The organism is Brevundimonas sp. T2-11, from assembly GCF_055397675.1.
In genome coordinates, this window is the sequence record NZ_AP027920.1 from 992,213 (window position 1) to 1,008,162 (window position 15,950).

At 67.5% G+C, this 15,950-nt stretch carries 21 protein-coding genes; 19 read left to right on the forward strand and 2 right to left on the reverse strand.

Annotation, left to right across the window (positions count from 1 at the left end; all coding sequences use genetic code 11):
- Nucleotides 1-2: 2 nt before the first annotated feature.
- The 18 genes from ACZ5XO_RS04905 to ACZ5XO_RS04990 all read left to right on the forward strand — a co-directional run bounded on the left by ACZ5XO_RS04905 (nucleotide 3) and on the right by ACZ5XO_RS04990 (nucleotide 13,723).
- Nucleotides 3-158, forward strand: a complete 156-nt coding sequence (locus tag ACZ5XO_RS04905; RefSeq protein WP_464164192.1) for a hypothetical protein — start codon at nucleotides 3-5, stop codon at nucleotides 156-158.
- Complete coding sequence (locus ACZ5XO_RS04910) at nucleotides 155-418, forward strand: hypothetical protein (RefSeq protein ID WP_464164193.1); 264 nt, start codon at nucleotides 155-157, stop codon at nucleotides 416-418. The genes ACZ5XO_RS04905 and ACZ5XO_RS04910 overlap by 4 nt, the downstream gene beginning before the upstream one ends.
- A complete protein-coding gene (locus ACZ5XO_RS04915; RefSeq protein WP_464164194.1) occupies nucleotides 415-798 on the forward strand; it encodes a M15 family metallopeptidase in 384 nt (127 codons plus the stop codon). The genes ACZ5XO_RS04910 and ACZ5XO_RS04915 overlap by 4 nt, the downstream gene beginning before the upstream one ends.
- Nucleotides 795-1,220: a hypothetical protein gene (locus ACZ5XO_RS04920; protein ID WP_464164195.1), complete on the forward strand. Its 426-nt coding sequence runs from the start codon at nucleotides 795-797 to the stop codon at nucleotides 1,218-1,220. Before ACZ5XO_RS04915 ends, ACZ5XO_RS04920 begins: the two co-directional genes overlap by 4 nt.
- Nucleotides 1,153-1,431 carry a hypothetical protein gene (locus tag ACZ5XO_RS04925; protein WP_464164196.1) on the forward strand — a complete coding sequence of 93 codons (279 nt, stop codon included), beginning with the start codon at nucleotides 1,153-1,155 and terminating at the stop codon, nucleotides 1,429-1,431. Before ACZ5XO_RS04920 ends, ACZ5XO_RS04925 begins: the two co-directional genes overlap by 68 nt.
- Nucleotides 1,432-1,665: 234 nt before the next feature.
- Nucleotides 1,666-2,523: a flagellin N-terminal helical domain-containing protein gene (locus ACZ5XO_RS04930; RefSeq protein WP_464164197.1), complete on the forward strand. Its 858-nt coding sequence runs from the start codon at nucleotides 1,666-1,668 to the stop codon at nucleotides 2,521-2,523.
- Between the two features lie 110 nt (nucleotides 2,524-2,633).
- Complete coding sequence (locus tag ACZ5XO_RS04935) at nucleotides 2,634-3,440, forward strand: flagellin (protein WP_464164198.1); 807 nt, start codon at nucleotides 2,634-2,636, stop codon at nucleotides 3,438-3,440.
- Nucleotides 3,441-3,554: 114 nt separating this feature from the next.
- Nucleotides 3,555-4,409 (forward strand): flagellin, encoded by an 855-nt coding sequence (locus ACZ5XO_RS04940; protein ID WP_464164199.1) that lies wholly within the window; start codon nucleotides 3,555-3,557, stop codon nucleotides 4,407-4,409.
- Nucleotides 4,410-4,522: 113 nt separating this feature from the next.
- Entirely contained in the window at nucleotides 4,523-5,335 is an 813-nt protein-coding gene (locus tag ACZ5XO_RS04945; RefSeq protein ID WP_464164200.1) for a flagellin, read from the forward strand.
- Nucleotides 5,336-5,449: 114 nt separating this feature from the next.
- Nucleotides 5,450-5,692 carry a flagellar protein FlaG gene (locus ACZ5XO_RS04950; RefSeq protein ID WP_464164201.1) on the forward strand — a complete coding sequence of 81 codons (243 nt, stop codon included), beginning with the start codon at nucleotides 5,450-5,452 and terminating at the stop codon, nucleotides 5,690-5,692.
- Between the two features lie 133 nt (nucleotides 5,693-5,825).
- Entirely contained in the window at nucleotides 5,826-6,707 is an 882-nt protein-coding gene (locus ACZ5XO_RS04955) for a flagellin (protein ID WP_464164202.1), read from the forward strand.
- A 246-nt stretch (nucleotides 6,708-6,953) separates the two neighbouring features.
- Nucleotides 6,954-9,644 carry an NHL repeat-containing protein gene (locus ACZ5XO_RS04960; RefSeq protein ID WP_464164203.1) on the forward strand — a complete coding sequence of 897 codons (2,691 nt, stop codon included), beginning with the start codon at nucleotides 6,954-6,956 and terminating at the stop codon, nucleotides 9,642-9,644.
- Between the two features lie 143 nt (nucleotides 9,645-9,787).
- Nucleotides 9,788-10,468, forward strand: a complete 681-nt coding sequence (locus ACZ5XO_RS04965; protein ID WP_464164204.1) for a hypothetical protein — start codon at nucleotides 9,788-9,790, stop codon at nucleotides 10,466-10,468.
- On the forward strand, nucleotides 10,465-10,893 hold the full coding sequence (locus tag ACZ5XO_RS04970) for a hypothetical protein (protein ID WP_464164205.1): 429 nt from the start codon (nucleotides 10,465-10,467) through the stop codon (nucleotides 10,891-10,893). The genes ACZ5XO_RS04965 and ACZ5XO_RS04970 overlap by 4 nt, the downstream gene beginning before the upstream one ends.
- 90 nt (nucleotides 10,894-10,983) lie before the next feature.
- Nucleotides 10,984-11,487, forward strand: coding sequence for a single-stranded DNA-binding protein (gene ssb, locus ACZ5XO_RS04975; RefSeq protein WP_312784398.1), 504 nt, complete (start codon nucleotides 10,984-10,986; stop codon nucleotides 11,485-11,487).
- A gap of 46 nt (nucleotides 11,488-11,533) precedes the next feature.
- Nucleotides 11,534-11,944, forward strand: coding sequence for a thiol-disulfide oxidoreductase DCC family protein (locus tag ACZ5XO_RS04980; RefSeq protein WP_464164206.1), 411 nt, complete (start codon nucleotides 11,534-11,536; stop codon nucleotides 11,942-11,944).
- Between the two features lie 4 nt (nucleotides 11,945-11,948).
- On the forward strand, nucleotides 11,949-13,256 hold the full coding sequence (locus ACZ5XO_RS04985) for an SDR family oxidoreductase (RefSeq protein WP_464164207.1): 1,308 nt from the start codon (nucleotides 11,949-11,951) through the stop codon (nucleotides 13,254-13,256).
- Entirely contained in the window at nucleotides 13,256-13,723 is a 468-nt protein-coding gene (locus ACZ5XO_RS04990; RefSeq protein WP_464164208.1) for a DUF2269 family protein, read from the forward strand. The genes ACZ5XO_RS04985 and ACZ5XO_RS04990 overlap by 1 nt, the downstream gene beginning before the upstream one ends.
- 9 nt (nucleotides 13,724-13,732) lie before the next feature.
- On the opposite strand, the gene ACZ5XO_RS04995 is transcribed toward ACZ5XO_RS04990, so the two are convergent.
- Entirely contained in the window at nucleotides 13,733-14,305 is a 573-nt protein-coding gene (locus ACZ5XO_RS04995) for a nucleoside 2-deoxyribosyltransferase domain-containing protein (RefSeq protein ID WP_464164209.1), read from the reverse strand.
- A gap of 189 nt (nucleotides 14,306-14,494) precedes the next feature.
- Here ACZ5XO_RS04995 and ACZ5XO_RS05000 point away from each other — a divergent pair, with 189 nt between their 5' ends.
- Nucleotides 14,495-15,337, forward strand: a complete 843-nt coding sequence (locus ACZ5XO_RS05000; RefSeq protein ID WP_464164858.1) for a DMT family transporter — start codon at nucleotides 14,495-14,497, stop codon at nucleotides 15,335-15,337.
- 6 nt (nucleotides 15,338-15,343) lie between these two features.
- On the opposite strand, the gene ACZ5XO_RS05005 is transcribed toward ACZ5XO_RS05000, so the two are convergent.
- Nucleotides 15,344-15,874 carry a superoxide dismutase family protein gene (locus ACZ5XO_RS05005; protein ID WP_464164859.1) on the reverse strand — a complete coding sequence of 177 codons (531 nt, stop codon included), beginning with the start codon at nucleotides 15,872-15,874 and terminating at the stop codon, nucleotides 15,344-15,346.
- Between the last annotated feature and the right edge of the window lie 76 nt (nucleotides 15,875-15,950).

A 15,950-nucleotide genomic window follows, 5' to 3' on the forward strand; every position in this document is an offset into this window, starting at 1 on the left:
CCATGACCCGCTATTTCGACCGCCTCTTTGAACCTGAACTGCTGGATGAGGAGGTCTGGGCCGTGCCCGAGCGGCTGAGCCCTGACGACTGCTTCGACCAACTGGGCGGAGACTGGCGCGGACTCGTCGCGCCCCGCGATCCGGAGGATGAGGAATGAAGGACAGGAACCTGGCCGAGGGGCGCTGGCTGTGGCGGCGCCTGTACGTCTTCGTCGCCAGTGCAGCGCTGTGGTGGCTGTTGGCGCGCGCGGTGGGGCGGACGACGCCCGCCGATCTTCCGCGTGTGGCGGACGGCCTGATGGGCCTGATCGCCCTGATGCTGATCCTCTATCTGGTGGCGCCCAGCGCTCAGCAGATGATCGCCCTGCTGGCCAATCTGCGTCTGCGTCTGCGTCTGGCGGCGGAGGGCAGGGCATGAGTTTTCGCCTGTCGCAACGCTCTCATGCGCGTCTGAGGGGCGTTCATCCCGATCTGATCGCCGTGGCGGAGGCGGCGATCCGTCGGACCGAGGTGGACTTCATGGTGACGGAGGGGCTGCGCGATGCGGCGCGTCAGGCGACCCTGGTCAAGGCGGGCGCCAGTCGAACGTTGAACTCGCGCCACCTGACCGGACACGCGATCGACGTGGCCGCCCTGGTCGAGGGGCGGGTGCGCTGGGACTGGCCGCTGTACGGGCGGATCGCCGAGGCCTTCAAGGCGGCGGCGCGCGATCTGGGCGTTCCGCTGACCTGGGGCGGCGACTGGCCCCGGTTGAGGGATGGGCCGCATTTCGAGCTGGATCGGAGGGCCTATCCATGAGGGCGCGCGATCTGATGCGGACGCTGACGCCGTTGGGCTGGCTGGCGGTGGCGGGGGCGGTGGTTCTGCTGCTGGCTGTTGCGGGGCGCGGCCTGGGGCTGAGGTGGGACCCGTTCGATCTGCGGCAAAGGCGGCTGGAGGCGGCCGAAGCGCGGGCGACGCAGGCCGGACGCGACGCTGAAGCCCGGCGTATCGAGGCGGCGGACGGCGCGCAGCAGAGCGCGCGCGTCGAAATTCATCACCGACAGACCCTGGCCGTGGAGCGGGCGACCGTCGCGGCCGTCACCCAGGCGAGGAGCGCCGAGGATGCGAATGAACCCCTGGAGCCTGTGCGGGCTGATCGCCTGCGTGCTCATGACCGTGAACTGTGCCGGCTCGCGCCCGATCTCGACGGTTGCGCCGCCGCGCCTGGTCCTGCCTGAGGCGGCGACACGCCCCTGCGCCCTGGCGACCCTGCCCGAAGCACCCGTCCTGGCGGATCTGGAGGCGGCCTATCTGACGCGCGGGGCTCAGATCGTCGCCTGTGACGGGGCGCGGCGGCTGGCGGTCGAGACCCTGACGGCCGAACGGAGGATGCAGGACCGGTGGGCCGAGGCGGGGGAGGGGCGGAACAAACGGGCCAGACCCGACTGAGAATGCGCTTTTTGCCGGGTGACTCGGCAAAATCTGCCGGTCAAAGCCACCGCTCGGCAAAACCTGCCGCGTGGAAAACGTGGTTTACCAAATCTAACGTATAAAAATCAGTGAGTTGAAAAATGCGAAGGCTGGGCCGCCTCTGGCCCTGTCCTTGCTGAGTGTCTTCCCGAGCAGAAAGCTCCCGGCAGCCAAAATGGCGTCGGACATGTCGAAGACACAAGGATGGCCAAAATGGCTAACAGCATCAACACGAATGCTGGCGCGCTCATCGCGCTGCAAAACCTCAATGCGACCAGCCGTGACCTCAACGTCACGCAAAACCGCGTGAACACAGGCCTGAAGGTTTCCTCGGCCAAGGACAACGGCGCGATCTTCGCGATCGCCACCAATCAGCGCGCTGAAATGGGCGCCCTGGACGCCGTCAAGAATTCCATGCAGCGCGGCCAGTCGATCGTCGACGTGGCCCTGGCCGCCGGCGAGACCGTGGTCAAGGCGCTGGAAGAGCAGAAGAGCCTGGCGGTCGCCATCTCCAACGCCACGGGCGACGCCCTGAAGGCCTACGTCACCGACTACAACGCCCTGGGCGCCGAGATCACCAAGGCCCTGGCCGGCGCCACCTTCGACGGCGTGAACCTGTGGACCGACACCACGGCCGCGGGCGCCACCATCAGCGTCAAGACCGGCACGGGCTCCACCGACAACTTCGTGCTGAAGGGCGGCGCGGCCGCCACGACCGCTACGGCCCCGGCCAGCGCCACCGCCCTGGTCATCTCCGACTACAACGCGCCCAGCGCCGCCGACGTCACGGCCATGCAGGGCCTGACTGGCGTGGTCACGGGCTCCATCACCTCCTTCACGGCTGAGCTGGGCGCCATGGGCACCAAGTCGAAGTCGCTCGAGCGTTCGCTGATCTTCACCAACAAGATCCGGGACGCGGTCGAGGTCGGCATCGGCAACCTGGTCGACGCTGACCTGGCCAAGGAAAGCGCCAAGCTGACCGCCCTGCAAACCAAGCAACAACTCGGCGTTCAGGCGCTGGGCATCGCGAACCAGTCGAGCTCGATCCTGCTCGGCCTGTTCCGCGGCTAAGAATTGGGGGCGGGTTTCCAGAGGCTCGCCTCTCGATAAGCACTCCCCCTGAGCAGAATGCTCGCGGCGCCAGAACGGCGTCGTCCATCTAAAAAGTAAGGACCACCAGTATGGCCAACAGCATCAATACGAACGCCGGCGCGCTCGTCGCCCTGCAAAACCTGAACAACACGAGCCGTGATCTGTCGATCACCCAGAACCGTGTGAACACCGGCATGAAGGTTTCTTCGGCCAAGGACAATGGCGCGATCTTCGCCATCGCCACCAACCAGCGCGCCGAGATGGGCGCCCTGGACGCCGTGAAGCAGTCGATGCAGCGCGGCCAATCGATCGTCGACGTGGCCCTGGCCGCCGGCGAAACCATCACCAAGGCGCTTGAAGAGCAGAAGAGCCTGGCGGTGGCGATTGAATCCTCGGTCGCCGGTTCGGCCGCCGAGACGGCCTACCTGGCTGACTTCAACGCCCTGGGCAATGAAATCACCAAGGCTCTGGGCGGCGCCACCTTCGACGGCGTCAACCTGTATTCGGCCGCAGCCGCCGATGTTCAGGTCAAGACGGGCACGGCCACGGCCGACGTCTTCACCCTGAAGGCCACCGGCGGCGCCACCACCGTCGCCACCGCCGGCGGGGCGATCGTTCGCGCCGGCGCCACGGCCACGGCCGTGGACACGGCGTTGAAGGCCTTCACCGCCGAACTGGGCGCCCTGGGCACCAAGTCCAAGTCGCTGGAACGGTCCCTGACCTTCACCGGCAAGATCCAGGACTCGATCGAGGTCGGCATCGGCAACCTGGTGGACGCCGATCTGGCCAAGGAAAGCGCCAAGCTGACGGCGCTGCAGACCAAACAACAACTCGGCGTTCAGGCGCTGGGCATCGCGAACCAGTCGAGCTCCGTGCTGCTGGGCCTGTTCCGATAAACGAGATTGAAAGCGGGCCTGCGGGCCCGTTTTTGATGAAGGAGACTACCCCGAGCAGAACGCTCACGACGTCAAAATGACGCCGAAAATGTAAAACACAAAGGAACTGCCAAAATGGCTAATAGCATCAATACCAATGCAGGCGCCCTGATTGCTCTGCAAAACCTGAACAACACGAGCCGTGATCTCGCGATCACGCAAAATCGTGTGAATACGGGTCAGAAGGTTTCTTCGGCCAAGGACAATGGCGCCATCTTCGCCATCGCCACCAACCAGCGCGCCGAAATGGGCGCCCTGGACGCTGTGAAGAACTCGATGCAGCGCGGTCAATCCATCGTCGACGTGGCCCTGGCCGCCGGCGAGACCGTGGTCAAGGCCCTGGAAGAGCAGAAGAGCCTGGCGGTCGCGATCTCCAATGCGACCGGCGACGCTCTGAAGGCCTATGTGACCGATTACAACGCCCTGGGCGCTGAAATCACCAAGGCCCTGGCCGGCGCCACCTTCGACGGCGTCAACCTGTTCACGGACACGACGGCTGCGGGCGCGCCCATCAGCGTCAAGACCGGCACCGGCGCGACGGACAGCTTCAACCTGAAGGGCGGCGCTGCGGCGACCACCGCGACCACCGTGGCCAGCGCCACGGCTGTCACCGTGGCCGACTACAACGCGCCGACCGCCGGCGAGAAGACGACGCTGACCGGTCTGACCGGCGTGGTGGACGGGGCCATCAAGGCCTTCACCGCCGAACTGGGCGCCCTGGGCACCAAGTCCAAGTCGCTTGAGCGTTCGCTGACCTTCACCAGCAAGATGCAGGACGCCCTCGAAGTGGGCGTCGGCAACCTGGTGGACGCCGATCTGGCCAAGGAAAGCGCCCGCCTGACCGCCCTGCAGACCAAGCAACAGCTGGGCGTGCAGGCGCTGTCGATCGCGAACCAGTCGAGCTCGGTTCTGCTCGGCCTGTTCCGCTAACCGAATTGAGGGCGGGGCCTCGGCCCCGACCTTGATGAGACCACCCCGAGCAGAATGCTCCCGACCGCCAAAACGGCGTCGGAAATGTCAAAGACAAAGAAGGAAAAGCTAAAATGGCTAACAGCATCAACACCAACGCAGGCGCCCTGGTCGCCCTGCAAAACCTGAACAACACGAGCCGTGATCTCGCGATCACGCAGAACCGTGTGAACACCGGCCAGAAGGTTTCTTCGGCCAAGGACAATGGCGCTATCTTCGCCATCGCCACCAACCAGCGCGCCGAGATGGGCGCCCTGGACGCCGTGAAGCAGTCGATGCAACGCGGTCAATCGATCGTCGACGTGGCCCTGGCCGCCGGCGAAACCATCACCAAGGCGCTTGAAGAGCAGAAGAGCCTGGCGGTGGCGATTGAATCCTCGGTCGCCGGTTCGGCGGCTGAAACGGCCTACCTGGCTGACTTCAACGCCCTCGGCAATGAAATCACCAAGGCTCTGGGCGGCGCCACCTTCGACGGCGTCAACCTGTTCTCGGCGACGACGACTGACGCCGTCTCCGTCAAGACGGGCACGGGCTCTGGCGATGTCTTCACGCTGAAGGCGGCTTCGACCGCCGCTACGGCGGTGGGGACGGCCGGCGGTGCGATCGTTCGCGCCGGCGCCACGGCCGCGGCCGTGGACACCGCGCTGAAGGCCTTCACGGCTGAACTGGGCGCCCTGGGCACCAAGTCCAAGTCGCTGGAGCGCTCGCTCAGCTTCACCAGCAAGATGCAGGACGCCCTTGAAGTGGGTGTCGGCAACCTGGTGGACGCCGACCTGGCCAAGGAAAGCGCCAAGCTGACCGCCCTGCAGACCAAGCAACAGCTGGGCGTGCAGGCGCTGTCGATCGCGAACCAGTCGAGCTCGGTTCTGCTCGGCCTGTTCCGCTAACACGTGGTCGGGGGCGGGTCTTCGGACCCGCCTCCGTTCGCACATCAGGAGACAGGAGGCGCGGCGTCGCCGCGTTAAGGGGAAATGGCAGACAATGTCGCAAGACTGCCGAGCGTGACCCTTGTTCAGCCGGACGCCTATGGTCAGGGCGTCGAGGCGCAGTCGAAGCCGGTGCGGGCCGAACCCGACGCCGGCCGCTATCGGCTGACGATCGAAGAAGGGCCGAACGGCTTTGTTTACAAGACCTTGGATCGCGTCACGGGCGAAGTCATTCGTCAGTTGCCGCGCGAAGAGGTGATGAAGATGAGCGCCAGCCCGGCCTACGGGGCAGGCGGAGTGATCAAGACCAAGGTCTGATCCTCGACAGTAGCTTGGAACCGCAGCGCCGCCGGCTTGCCGGACGGCGCCGCGTTCGTTTCCACGCCGTTAACCATACGCTCAGGAATCAGTCTCATTCTGGGGGCCAGAATTTGAACTGGGGCTAGAAGCCATGTCTAACAGCGTTCTCACCAATGCGTCCGCGCTCATAGCGCTCCAGAACCTCAATTCGACGAATAACAAGCTGGCCGCGACCCAGAGCCGGGTGAACACCGGCCTCAAGGTCCAGGGCGCCAAGGACAACGCCGCCACCTGGGCCATCGCCCAGAACCAGCGGGCGGACACCGGGGCCCTGGAGTCGGTCAAGACCAGTATGAACCGCGCCACGTCGCTGGCTGACGTGTCCCTGGCGGCCGGCGCCCAGATTTCCGACCTGCTGATCGAGTTGCGCGAAAAGGCGACCGCTGCGGCCGACCCTTCGGCGACCGCCGCGTCGCGCAAGGCCTATAACGACGAGTTCCAGTCGCTGTTGAAGTCGCTGGACTCCTTCGCCAAGAACGCGACCTTCGACGGCGAGAACATCCTGAACGGCACGGCCACGACGGCCCTGGACTTCCTGGCCAACGTCGGCGCCACGGAAACCATTTCGATGAACCGTCAGGACCTGTCGCTGAACGGCGTCGGTCTGCAGTTGCCGGCCCGCGCCGCCAACGCCGGCCCGCCCGTGGTGACGGCCCGTCCGGCCGGCCCGCCGCTGCTGGACACGCTGGAGAACGCGCAGGAAGCCTTTACCGCCGTCGTGTCGGCCCTGGATGACGCCAACGCCAAGCTGGCTGAACTCGGCGCCCAGTCCAAGCAGATCGAGAAGCACAACATCTTCGTCGGCAAGCTGATGGACTCGCTGGAAGTCGGCATCGGCAACCTGGTGGACGCCGACATGGCCAAGGAAAGCGCCCGCCTGCAGGCGCTTCAGGTCCAGCAGCAGCTGGGCGCGCAGGCTCTGTCGATCGCCAACCAGGCGCCGCAGATCATCCTGTCCCTGTTCAAGGGCTGATCTATCTGAAGTAACGGGGCGAGCCGTGGCCGAGCAAGATCGGCGGCGGCTTGCGTCGGGTGGGGCGCGGCATCAGGCCATACAGGCTGGCCAGCTTCAGAAACAACCAACGCATATACGACATGGGCTCTTGATCCCCTTGCCTATGGTCGCCCGGTAACGTCGGCCAACCGTCGCCGTTCCGCGTGCAATCTTAAACACTTCGTTACCAGCTTGACGGCAGACTGAACGCAGGAGCGTCGGACTGTGATCAACAACAGCTATCTTCTGGGTTTGTACGGCGGGACCTCGACCTTCACGGGCGGGCTGGGCTCGACGTCCGTGGCTGTGAAGAAGCAGCCGACGGCGCCGTGGGCGACGTCAGTCAAGCCGCAAAGCCAGTCCGACCTGTTGCGCGCCGCGCTCAGCGGGCGACGCCTGGTCAACGAGGACAACGCCGTCCTGGACGTGAAGAACGCCTCGTCCGGCGACTACCGCAAGATCTTCGCCATGTACCAGGGCCTCACCATGCTGGAGGCCGTGGCCGATCGCGCCGGGCAGAAGAACCTGACGGCGCTGGAAAGAAGTCAGCTTTCGAAGCGGATGGACGCCGGACTGGCGGAAATCTCGGCCTACCTGGGCGCCGCCAAGTTCGACGGCGTGCGCATGGTTCAGGGGCAGTCGGAAACCAAGGCCCAGACAGGCGCAGCCGTGCCGCGCGATTCCGCCAAGTATGTCACTGGCGTGGTGCATACGGGCGCGCTGACCGACGAGGTGGCCGCCTTCCAGGGCGACGTGAAGTTCAACATCACCGTCAAGAAGATCGGCGGTGATCAGGTCATCGCCATCGACCTGGCCGAAATGGGCGCCGAGCCGCGCACGCTTCAGTCGGTGACCACCTATATCAACGGCAAGCTGGAGGCGGCTGGCGTCGAGACCCGGATGGGCCGCGAGCAACTGCCGTCGGAGCCCAAGGTCATCAAGTCGGGCGAAACCACCATCACCCTGCCGGCGGGCCCCGACAAATGGGCGCTGAACCTGCAGGGCGTCTCCTACGAGAAGGTCAGCTTCACGCCCGTGACCTCGTCCGACGCCGTCTATGTGGTGCAGGGCGTCGGCAAGAGCGGCGGCCATGAGGTGCTGAAATTCCAGGAAGGCGCGGGCCAGACCAGCGGCGAAGCCTTCTGGGTGGACGGCCAGGTCGGCCTGTCGGGCCTGCCGGAGGGCGTCGAGACTGTGCGCGCCAGCGCCACGGGGCCGGACGGCTCCATGTGGATCGTGGCCGACGTCAGCGCCGGAACCTCGACCCAGCCGATCAAGGGGCAGGGCGACGTGGTTCTGATGAAACTGGATTCGGCGGGCAAGGTGGTGCTCAGTCGCGCCCTGGGCGCCGCGTCCACCGCCAGCGGCTACGCTATCGCCGTGGACGCCGACGGTCGTGTGGCCGTGGCCGGTTCCGTGGTCGGGGCTCTGGTTCCCGGCGCCTCGGGCGCGGACGCCAATGTGGCCGACAGCTTCGTGACCGTCTTTGACGCCAAGGGCGTGGAGCAGTGGACCCAGCGTCGCGGCGCCAAGGCGGCGGATGAGGCCACGGCCGTTTCCTTCGGCGCCGACGGTCGTGTCTATGTGGCCGGGCGCTCCCAGTCCTCCATGCCCGGCGCGCTCGGTTCGGGCGGCTGGGACGGCTATGTCCAGGCCTTCAGCGAAAGCCAGATCCACAGCCTGGCCCCGATCACGGCGACGGCGACCGGGATCAGCCAGTTCGGCACGGCCGGGGACGACAATGTCCAGGCCATGACCACGGACGGCGACAAGCTCTACACCGCCGGGGTCGAGAACGGCCGCATGGTGGTGCGCCAGTTCCAGATCGACGCCACCGGATCGCCGAACCTGTTGTCATCGCGCGACCTGGGTCATGCGAGCGGCGAGGTTTCGGGCATCTCGGTGGTCAATGGCCAGGTGATCCTGGCGGGAACGACGCGCAACGGCGCCCTCGACATCGGCCAGGTCAACACCGCCCATTCCGGCGGCACGGACGCCTTCGTCGCCGTGATCAACAGCGACCTGGGCGCCTCGGTCAACGACCGGCTGACCTATTACGGCGGGGCGGGCGACGACACGGCCGCCGATGTGAAGATCGTCGACGGCAAGGTCTGGCTGACCGGGATCTCCGACCGCACCATCGGGGCCAAGGCCGAGGATCCGACCTCGGGCTATCTGGCGCGTCTCGATCCCGCGACGGGCGCGGTGGAATGGAGCCAGACCTGGACGGGGGCGGATCGCCAGGCGGCGCCGACGACCATCGCCGTGGCCTCGGGCGGGGCCAGCGTGCTGGACAGGCTGGGCCTGCCCCAGGGTGAGATCCCGCAGTCGGATTCCAAGCAGCTGGTGGACGCCACCTCCCTGCGGGCGGGGGATCGTTTCTACGTCACCTCGGGCACGACCGGGCGTTCGGTCGCCGTCACCATCGACGCCAAGGACACCCTGCAGACCCTGGCGCGCAAGATCGAGACCGCCTCGGGCCGCACGCTGAAGGTCACCATCAAGACGGACAAGGACCACGTCACCGGTCTGGACGGCGACACCAAGATCACGGCCGGCGGCGTACAGCGCCTGTCCATCACCTATGCCGACGGGCGGGACGGTGCGGTGCTGCGGGCCGGCGAGGCCGGGCGCGACGCCCTGGCGGGCCTGGGATTGACGCCGGGCTATATCGGACCGAGCACGAGCGAGCTGAAGACCTTCGGCCTGGACCTGCCCAAGACCCTGAGCCTGAAGGACGCCGAGGCGGCCAAGGCGGCGACCAGTACGCTCCAGCTGGCGATCAAGGCGCTGCGCGACGCCTACAAGGCCCTGGACCCCGACAGCAGCAAGCCCAAGGTCACCGGATCGGCGCCGCCCTATCTGAAGGCGCAGCTGGCCAATTATCAGGCGGCGCTGGCTCGACTGACGGGTTGACCCGCCGTCGCGGCGACCTGGGCGTCGATCCGCCTGCGATTCCTCCCCAACCCATTCCGCATGCAGAGCCGCGCGGCCTGCTTTAGGTTGACGCATGCGGCGTCGGCGGGGTTATTGGAGCCATCATTGGCGTCGAGTCCCGCATGGCCCTTCCGAAAGACAATCGCACCGTCCTGATCGTCGGAGGCGGCCTGGCCGTCGTCGCCGCCGTGGCGGCTGCTCTGGTGTTCAGCGGCGGACGCGATGCGCCGACCGAGGCTCCGCCTGCGTCGCAGGGCGGGCTGACGATCGATCTGGCCGAGGCGCCGACGCTGGAACCGGCGCGCGAGCTGCGCTGCTTCGTCGACGGCCAGTTCGTCGGCATGGCCACCCTGGCGGATTGCGCGCGGCGCAACGGCGTCGCCACCAGCGCGCTCGACGTCGGTCTGGATGCCACCGGCGCTCTGGCCGCCGCCCCGACCGCGGCCTTCGCCCCGCCGCCTGAGCTGCCGGCCGAACCGACCGTCGAGATCGCGCCGGTCGATGAAGCGGCGTCGCCGGCCGAACCCGTCCGCCAGCCGTCGAGCTCGACCTCGGCCACGGCCTGCCTGCGTCACACCGGGGCGGAATGGCGTTCGATCGGCGGCGGCATGAGCCTGGGAGCCTGTGTCCAGGCCCTTTACGCTGGAACCTGTGTCCGTCCGGGCGAGGCGCAGTACGGTCGCTGGGGCGATACGACGTTGCGCCTGGTGCCGCGTCGCGTCGAACAGTCAAACGACAACACCCGTTTCCGCACCCTGGCCCAGCAGGACCGCAACTGTCAGTTCCCGGAGCTGGGTCGATGAACCGCAAGATCGTGTCCGTCGCTGCGCTAGGCCTTCTGGGCCTGACCGTCGCCGCCTGCGCCCAGAAGGGCGTCGAAGCGCCGACCGAGGCGGGCGTCTGCTACCACGTGGTTCTGGCCGAGGACGGCAAGTCCGCGCCCCAGATCAACGTCGTGGCCCGCGACCAGCCGCAGATCGAGTTCTGCGCCGCGCGCCTTGAGGAGATGCGTCTGCGCTTCCTCAGCATGGGCGGCAACAACCGCGACATGATCGGCGCCTATCAGGGGCAGTTCATCTTCATCGACCGGGCGGGCGTGAAATTCGGCCGGACCCTGGAGGGGCAACGCTTCTTCGCCTTGGCGCGGACCGGCGACGGCCGTCTGGCCATTCCGGGCGCCATCCAGCGCGAGATCGACGGTCGTCCCGTCGCCGTCGCTCCCAACTAGAATTCCCGCCCGTCAGGGCGTGAACAAAACTGGAACATTCCGTCGATATCCGCTAGGGATCGACGGCAAGAACATAAAAGGACATCGGTCATGGCGGGCAGCGTCAACAAGGTCATCCTCATCGGCAATCTGGGCCGCGACCCGGAAATCCGCACGCTGAACAGCGGCGACCGCGTCGCCAACCTGCGCATCGCCACCTCGGAACAATGGCGCGACAAGGCCACGGGCGAGCGCAAGGAAAAGACCGAATGGCACCAGGTCGTCATCTTCAACGAGAACATCGTCAAGGTGGCCGAGAACTACCTGAAGAAGGGCTCGACGGTTTACATCGAGGGCTCGCTGCAGACCCGCAAATACACCGACGCCCAGGGCGTCGAGAAGTACTCGACCGAGATCGTGCTGCAGCGTTTCAACGGCCAGCTGACCATGCTGGGCGGTCGTAACGACAGCCAGGGCGGCGGCATGGGCGATCGCGGCGGCTACGGCGGCGGCCGCAACGACGACGACTACTCGTCGGGCTTCTCGACCGGCGGCGCCAACAAGCCCTCGGGTCCCAAGGAAAGCTACGACCTGAACGACGACATTCCGTTCTAAGACTGACGTGGGCCGGAGGGCTTACAGTTACCGCGACGACCCGGCCGTGCCGTCCTTTCCGGACGACCGGCCGCTGGTCCTGTTCGACGGCGATTGCGCCCTTTGTTCCCATTCCGCGCGGACCCTGCTGAAGCATGGTCCGCGTTTTCGTCTGGCGCCGACGCAATCGGCGCTGGGCCGGGCCTTGCTGGCTCACTATGAGCTGTCGCCCGATGACCCTTCGACCATGCTGGTGATCGAGGACGGCCGGGCGATCGAACGATCGGACGGGGTGCTGCATCTGGCGGCCTCCCTGCCGTTTCCCTATCGCGCCGCCGTGGCGGCCCGGTTGATCCCGCGCCCGATCCGCGACGCCGCCTATGGCCTGGTCGCGCGCTATCGGCGGCGGTTTCCAGGCCGAGCCTGGTGCGCCATGCCGCCCTCGGGGGCGGACCTCAACGACCGAATTCTGGGATAGACGGATGAGCGACGGGCGACGGGTTCTCGTTCTGGGGGCCAATGGATTCATCGGCTCGCATCTGGCCGCGTCGCTGTCGCGCGAGGGCTGGCGGGTTCGCGCGGGCGCACGACGTCCCGCCGAGGCCGCGCGTCGGGCGCCGACCTTCGACTGGGTCTGCGCCGACTTCGCCAGGCTGACCTCGGTCGAGGCCTGGGCGCCGCTGCTGGACGGGGTGGACGCCGTGATCAACTGCGTCGGCGTCTTGCAGGACGGGGCGGGGGACAGCACCCGACTGGCCCATGTCGAGGGGCCGCGCGCCCTGATCGTCGCCTGCGAGCGGGTCGGGGTCCGGCGCCTGATCCACATTTCGGCGGTGGGCGCGGACGATGCGGCGGGCACGGCCTATGCCCGCACCAAGGCCGAGACCGAGCGCCTGGTCGAGGCCAGCGGGCTGGACTGGCTGACCCTGAGGCCCTCGCTGGTGGTGGACCGCGCGGCCTTCGGCGGGACGGGTCTGATCCGGGCGCTGGCGGCGTTTCCGCTGTTCAGTCCCGTCGTCGGCGGCGATCAGCAGTTCCGGCCCATCGCCCTGGGCGACCTCGGCGCCGCCGTCGTCGCGGCGCTGGAGCCCGGCGCGCCGAGCCGCGAGACCCTCGACATGCCGGGGCCGGAGGCGGTGACCATGACCGAGACTGTCCGCCTGTATCGCGGCTGGCTGGGTCTGCCGCCCGCGCCGGTGCTCCGGATTCCGCGGGTCCTGGCGGCGCCTGCGCTCGTGATCGGCGATCTGCTGGGCCGGCTGGGCTGGTCCTCGCCGATCCGCACCACGGCCATTCGCCAGATGGATCACGATGTGTCCGGTCGGGACAGCGGCTGGGCCGAACGTCTGGGTGTGCAGCCGCGCGGCTTCTCGCGCTTTCTGGCCGAGACGCCGGCCTCGGTTCAGGACGTCTGGCACGCGCGGCTGTGGTTCGTGCGGTCCATCTCCATCCTGACCCTGGGCCTGTTCTGGCTCATCACCGGCCTGATCAGTTTCGGGCCGGGCTGGAGCGGGGCGCTGGCCATCCTGCACGAAGGCGGCTTCGGGCGATGGGCCGGGCCGATCGCCTGGTGGGGCGCGCTGCTGGACGTGGTGCTGGGTCTGGCCCTCTTCGTGCGGCCGTGGACGGCGCGGGTGGCCATCCTGATGTGCCTGTCGACCGTCGGCTATCTGATCGCGGGGACGCTGAGTTTGCCGCACTACTGGGTCGATCCGCTCGGGGCCTGGCTCAAGGTGCTGCCGATGATGGCGCTGTGCCTGTTCGTGGCGGCGACGGACGCGAGGCGTTGATGACCTATCTGATCCTCAAGGTGATCCACATCCTGTCGGGCGCGGTCCTGTTCGGCACCGGGGCGGGCATCGCCTTCTTCATGCTGAGAGCCCACGCCACGAAAGACCCGCGCACTGTCGCCTCGGTTGGGCGGATCGTGGTTCTGGCCGATTTCGTCTTCACCGCCAGCGCCGTGGTGGTTCAGCCGCTCAGCGGTCTGGCCCTGATCCACCTGCAGGGATACGCCCTGACCGAGCCCTGGCTGATGGCGGCCTACGCCCTCTATGTCCTGATCGGCGTCTGCTGGCTGCCGGTGGTCTGGTTCCAGTGGCGGATGGTCCAACTGGCGGAAGGCGCGGTCGCGGAGCGAACGCCCCTGCCGCCCGCCTATCACCGCCTGTTCCGGGCCTGGTTCATCCTGGGCTGGCCGGCCTTTGCAGGCGTGATCGGCATCTATTTCCTGATGGTGGCCAAGCCCGTCTTCTAGGCCGGTCTTCTAGCGCGCGAAGCGGCCCTTGGCGGCGGCGTCGCTGATAGCTTGGCGGACGGCGGCGGTCAGTTCAGGCAGGGACTGCACCTGTTTGACGCCATAGGCCTGCGCTGTGATGTCGACGTTGCCTTTGCGCCAGAAGCCGTCCGGGGCCAGAACGATCAGCTTTCCGCCGCGCGCGTGCAGGCCCATTTCCAGCAGGCTGATGGGGCTTTGCGTGCCCGGCGCGAAATACATGACGATGACGTCGGCGGATTCCAGCGCGGCTAGTTCCCACTCGACCTGACGGCGGAACTCGGGCTCGTCGGCCTCGGGACGCCAGTTCGGGTTCCAGTCGGGACGGCGCGGGTTCAGGATCACGACGTCCATGTCGGTCAAGGCCGCCGTCATCGCCGCCTGCCAGTCCGGCGCGCCGCCCATGTCGATGCTGCCGCCCAGGAAGACGCGCGGGCGGCTGTCGTCGATGGGCAGGGGCTGGGGCGAGACGACGGCCGTCGGCCCCCTGGCGGCCTGCGCCAGCGCGGGCGCGGCGCTGAAAGCAGCGACGGTCATCATCAGGGCGGCCAGGGTGCGGTTCATGTCTGCCTCGGGTTCGCGAAGGGGCGGGGCATAGCATCCCCCCGGGGGAATAGTAGGGCAGGGGCGACGGAAAAGAGCGGTCATCGAACGTGACGGGCCTTTCGCGCCGGCCTGTGGCATCAGGTCACGGTGTCCAGCCAACGTCATTCCCCGCTGAGCCTGCTCGAGATCGCCGCCATCGTTGCGGTGATGCTGATCTGGGGCGTCAACAACGCCGCCGCCAAGATCGCCACCGAGGTCATGCCGCCGCTGATGGTCGGCGCCCTGCGCTTCGCTGTCGCCGCCGCCTGTCTGGTCTGGTTCGTGCGGCCGCCCTTCCCGAACTGGAAGAGCCTGCTGATCATCGCCGTGGTGGGCGGCCCGATCCACTATGGCCTGATCTACCTGGCCTTCTGGCTGGCCCACGACGTCAGTCCGGTGACGGTGGCGACCCAACTGTGGATTCCGCTGACCTCGCTGTTCGCCTTCCTGCTGCTGGGCGAGAGGATCAGCCGGATGGCCACGATCGGTCTGGTCATCGCCTTTGTCGGCGTGGCCTGGATGACGCTGGACCCCCACGCCCTGCAGGACTGGAAGGCGATCGCGGTGGGGGCTCTGGGGGCTTCGGCCTGGGCGCTGACGACGGTGATCGCGCGGCGCACCACTTCCATTCCACCGCTGAAGATGCAGGGGCTGCTGGCCCTGATGGCCTTCCCCGCGTTGAGCGTCGGGTCGCTGGTGTTCGAGACGGGGCAGTGGGAAGCCGCGCAGATCGCGCCGCCCATCGTCTGGGGCACGGTGGTCTGGGCCGGGGTGATCTCGTCGGTGTTCGCGACCAGCCTGGTCTTCTGGCTGGTGCAGCGGCGCGAGGCGGGACGGGTGACGCCCTATCTGTTGGGCTCGCCGCTGGTGTCCATCCTGATCGGCTGGCTGTGGATGGGCGACGTGCTGACGCCGCAGATCCTGACCGGGGTGGCCATCGCCCTGATCGGCGTGGTCACGGTCGCCCTGGGGGAGCGCGGCCTGCGCGCCGGCGCCCCCGCCAAGGTCTGACGCTCGTTACTGTGCGCTGAGGACCGCACAGGCCACGCGGTCGCCCGCGCCGCCGATGGGCTGGCTGTTATGGTCGTCGGGGTTGGCGTGGATCACCAGGGCCGAGCCGTCGGCGTCCCACAGCCACTGGCCGGGGCCGTCCTGGCTGATGCGGGCCTTGGTGGTGAAGAACTCGCCGTGGGCCGAACCGTCGGCGGCGGCGTAGAGGTTGGGCAGGTCGCCGTCGTCCGGGCCTTGCGCGTTCAGCAGGCCGTGCGGGGTCTTGGGATCGGTGTGATTGATGTGGGCGCCCGCCGAGGTGAAGGGGGCGGCGCACTGGCCCGTCGCGTGGATGTGGATGCCGTGCCAGCCGGGCGTCAGGCCCGTGGCTTCGACCTTGATCAGCAGGCCGGTGGCGCCCTGCGTCAGTGTCGCCTTGCCGATTTCGGCGCCCTGACCATTGATGATCGCAGCCTGCCCCGTCTGGCCCGGCGTGGCGCGCGGGATCATGGCGGAATGGTCCATGGCGGCGGCCTGGCCGTGCGCGCCGTGGCCCATGGCGGCATGGTCATGGCTCTGGGCCGAAGCCGCTCCGGCGATCAACGAAGCCGCCGCGACGGCGGTGAGGGTGGCA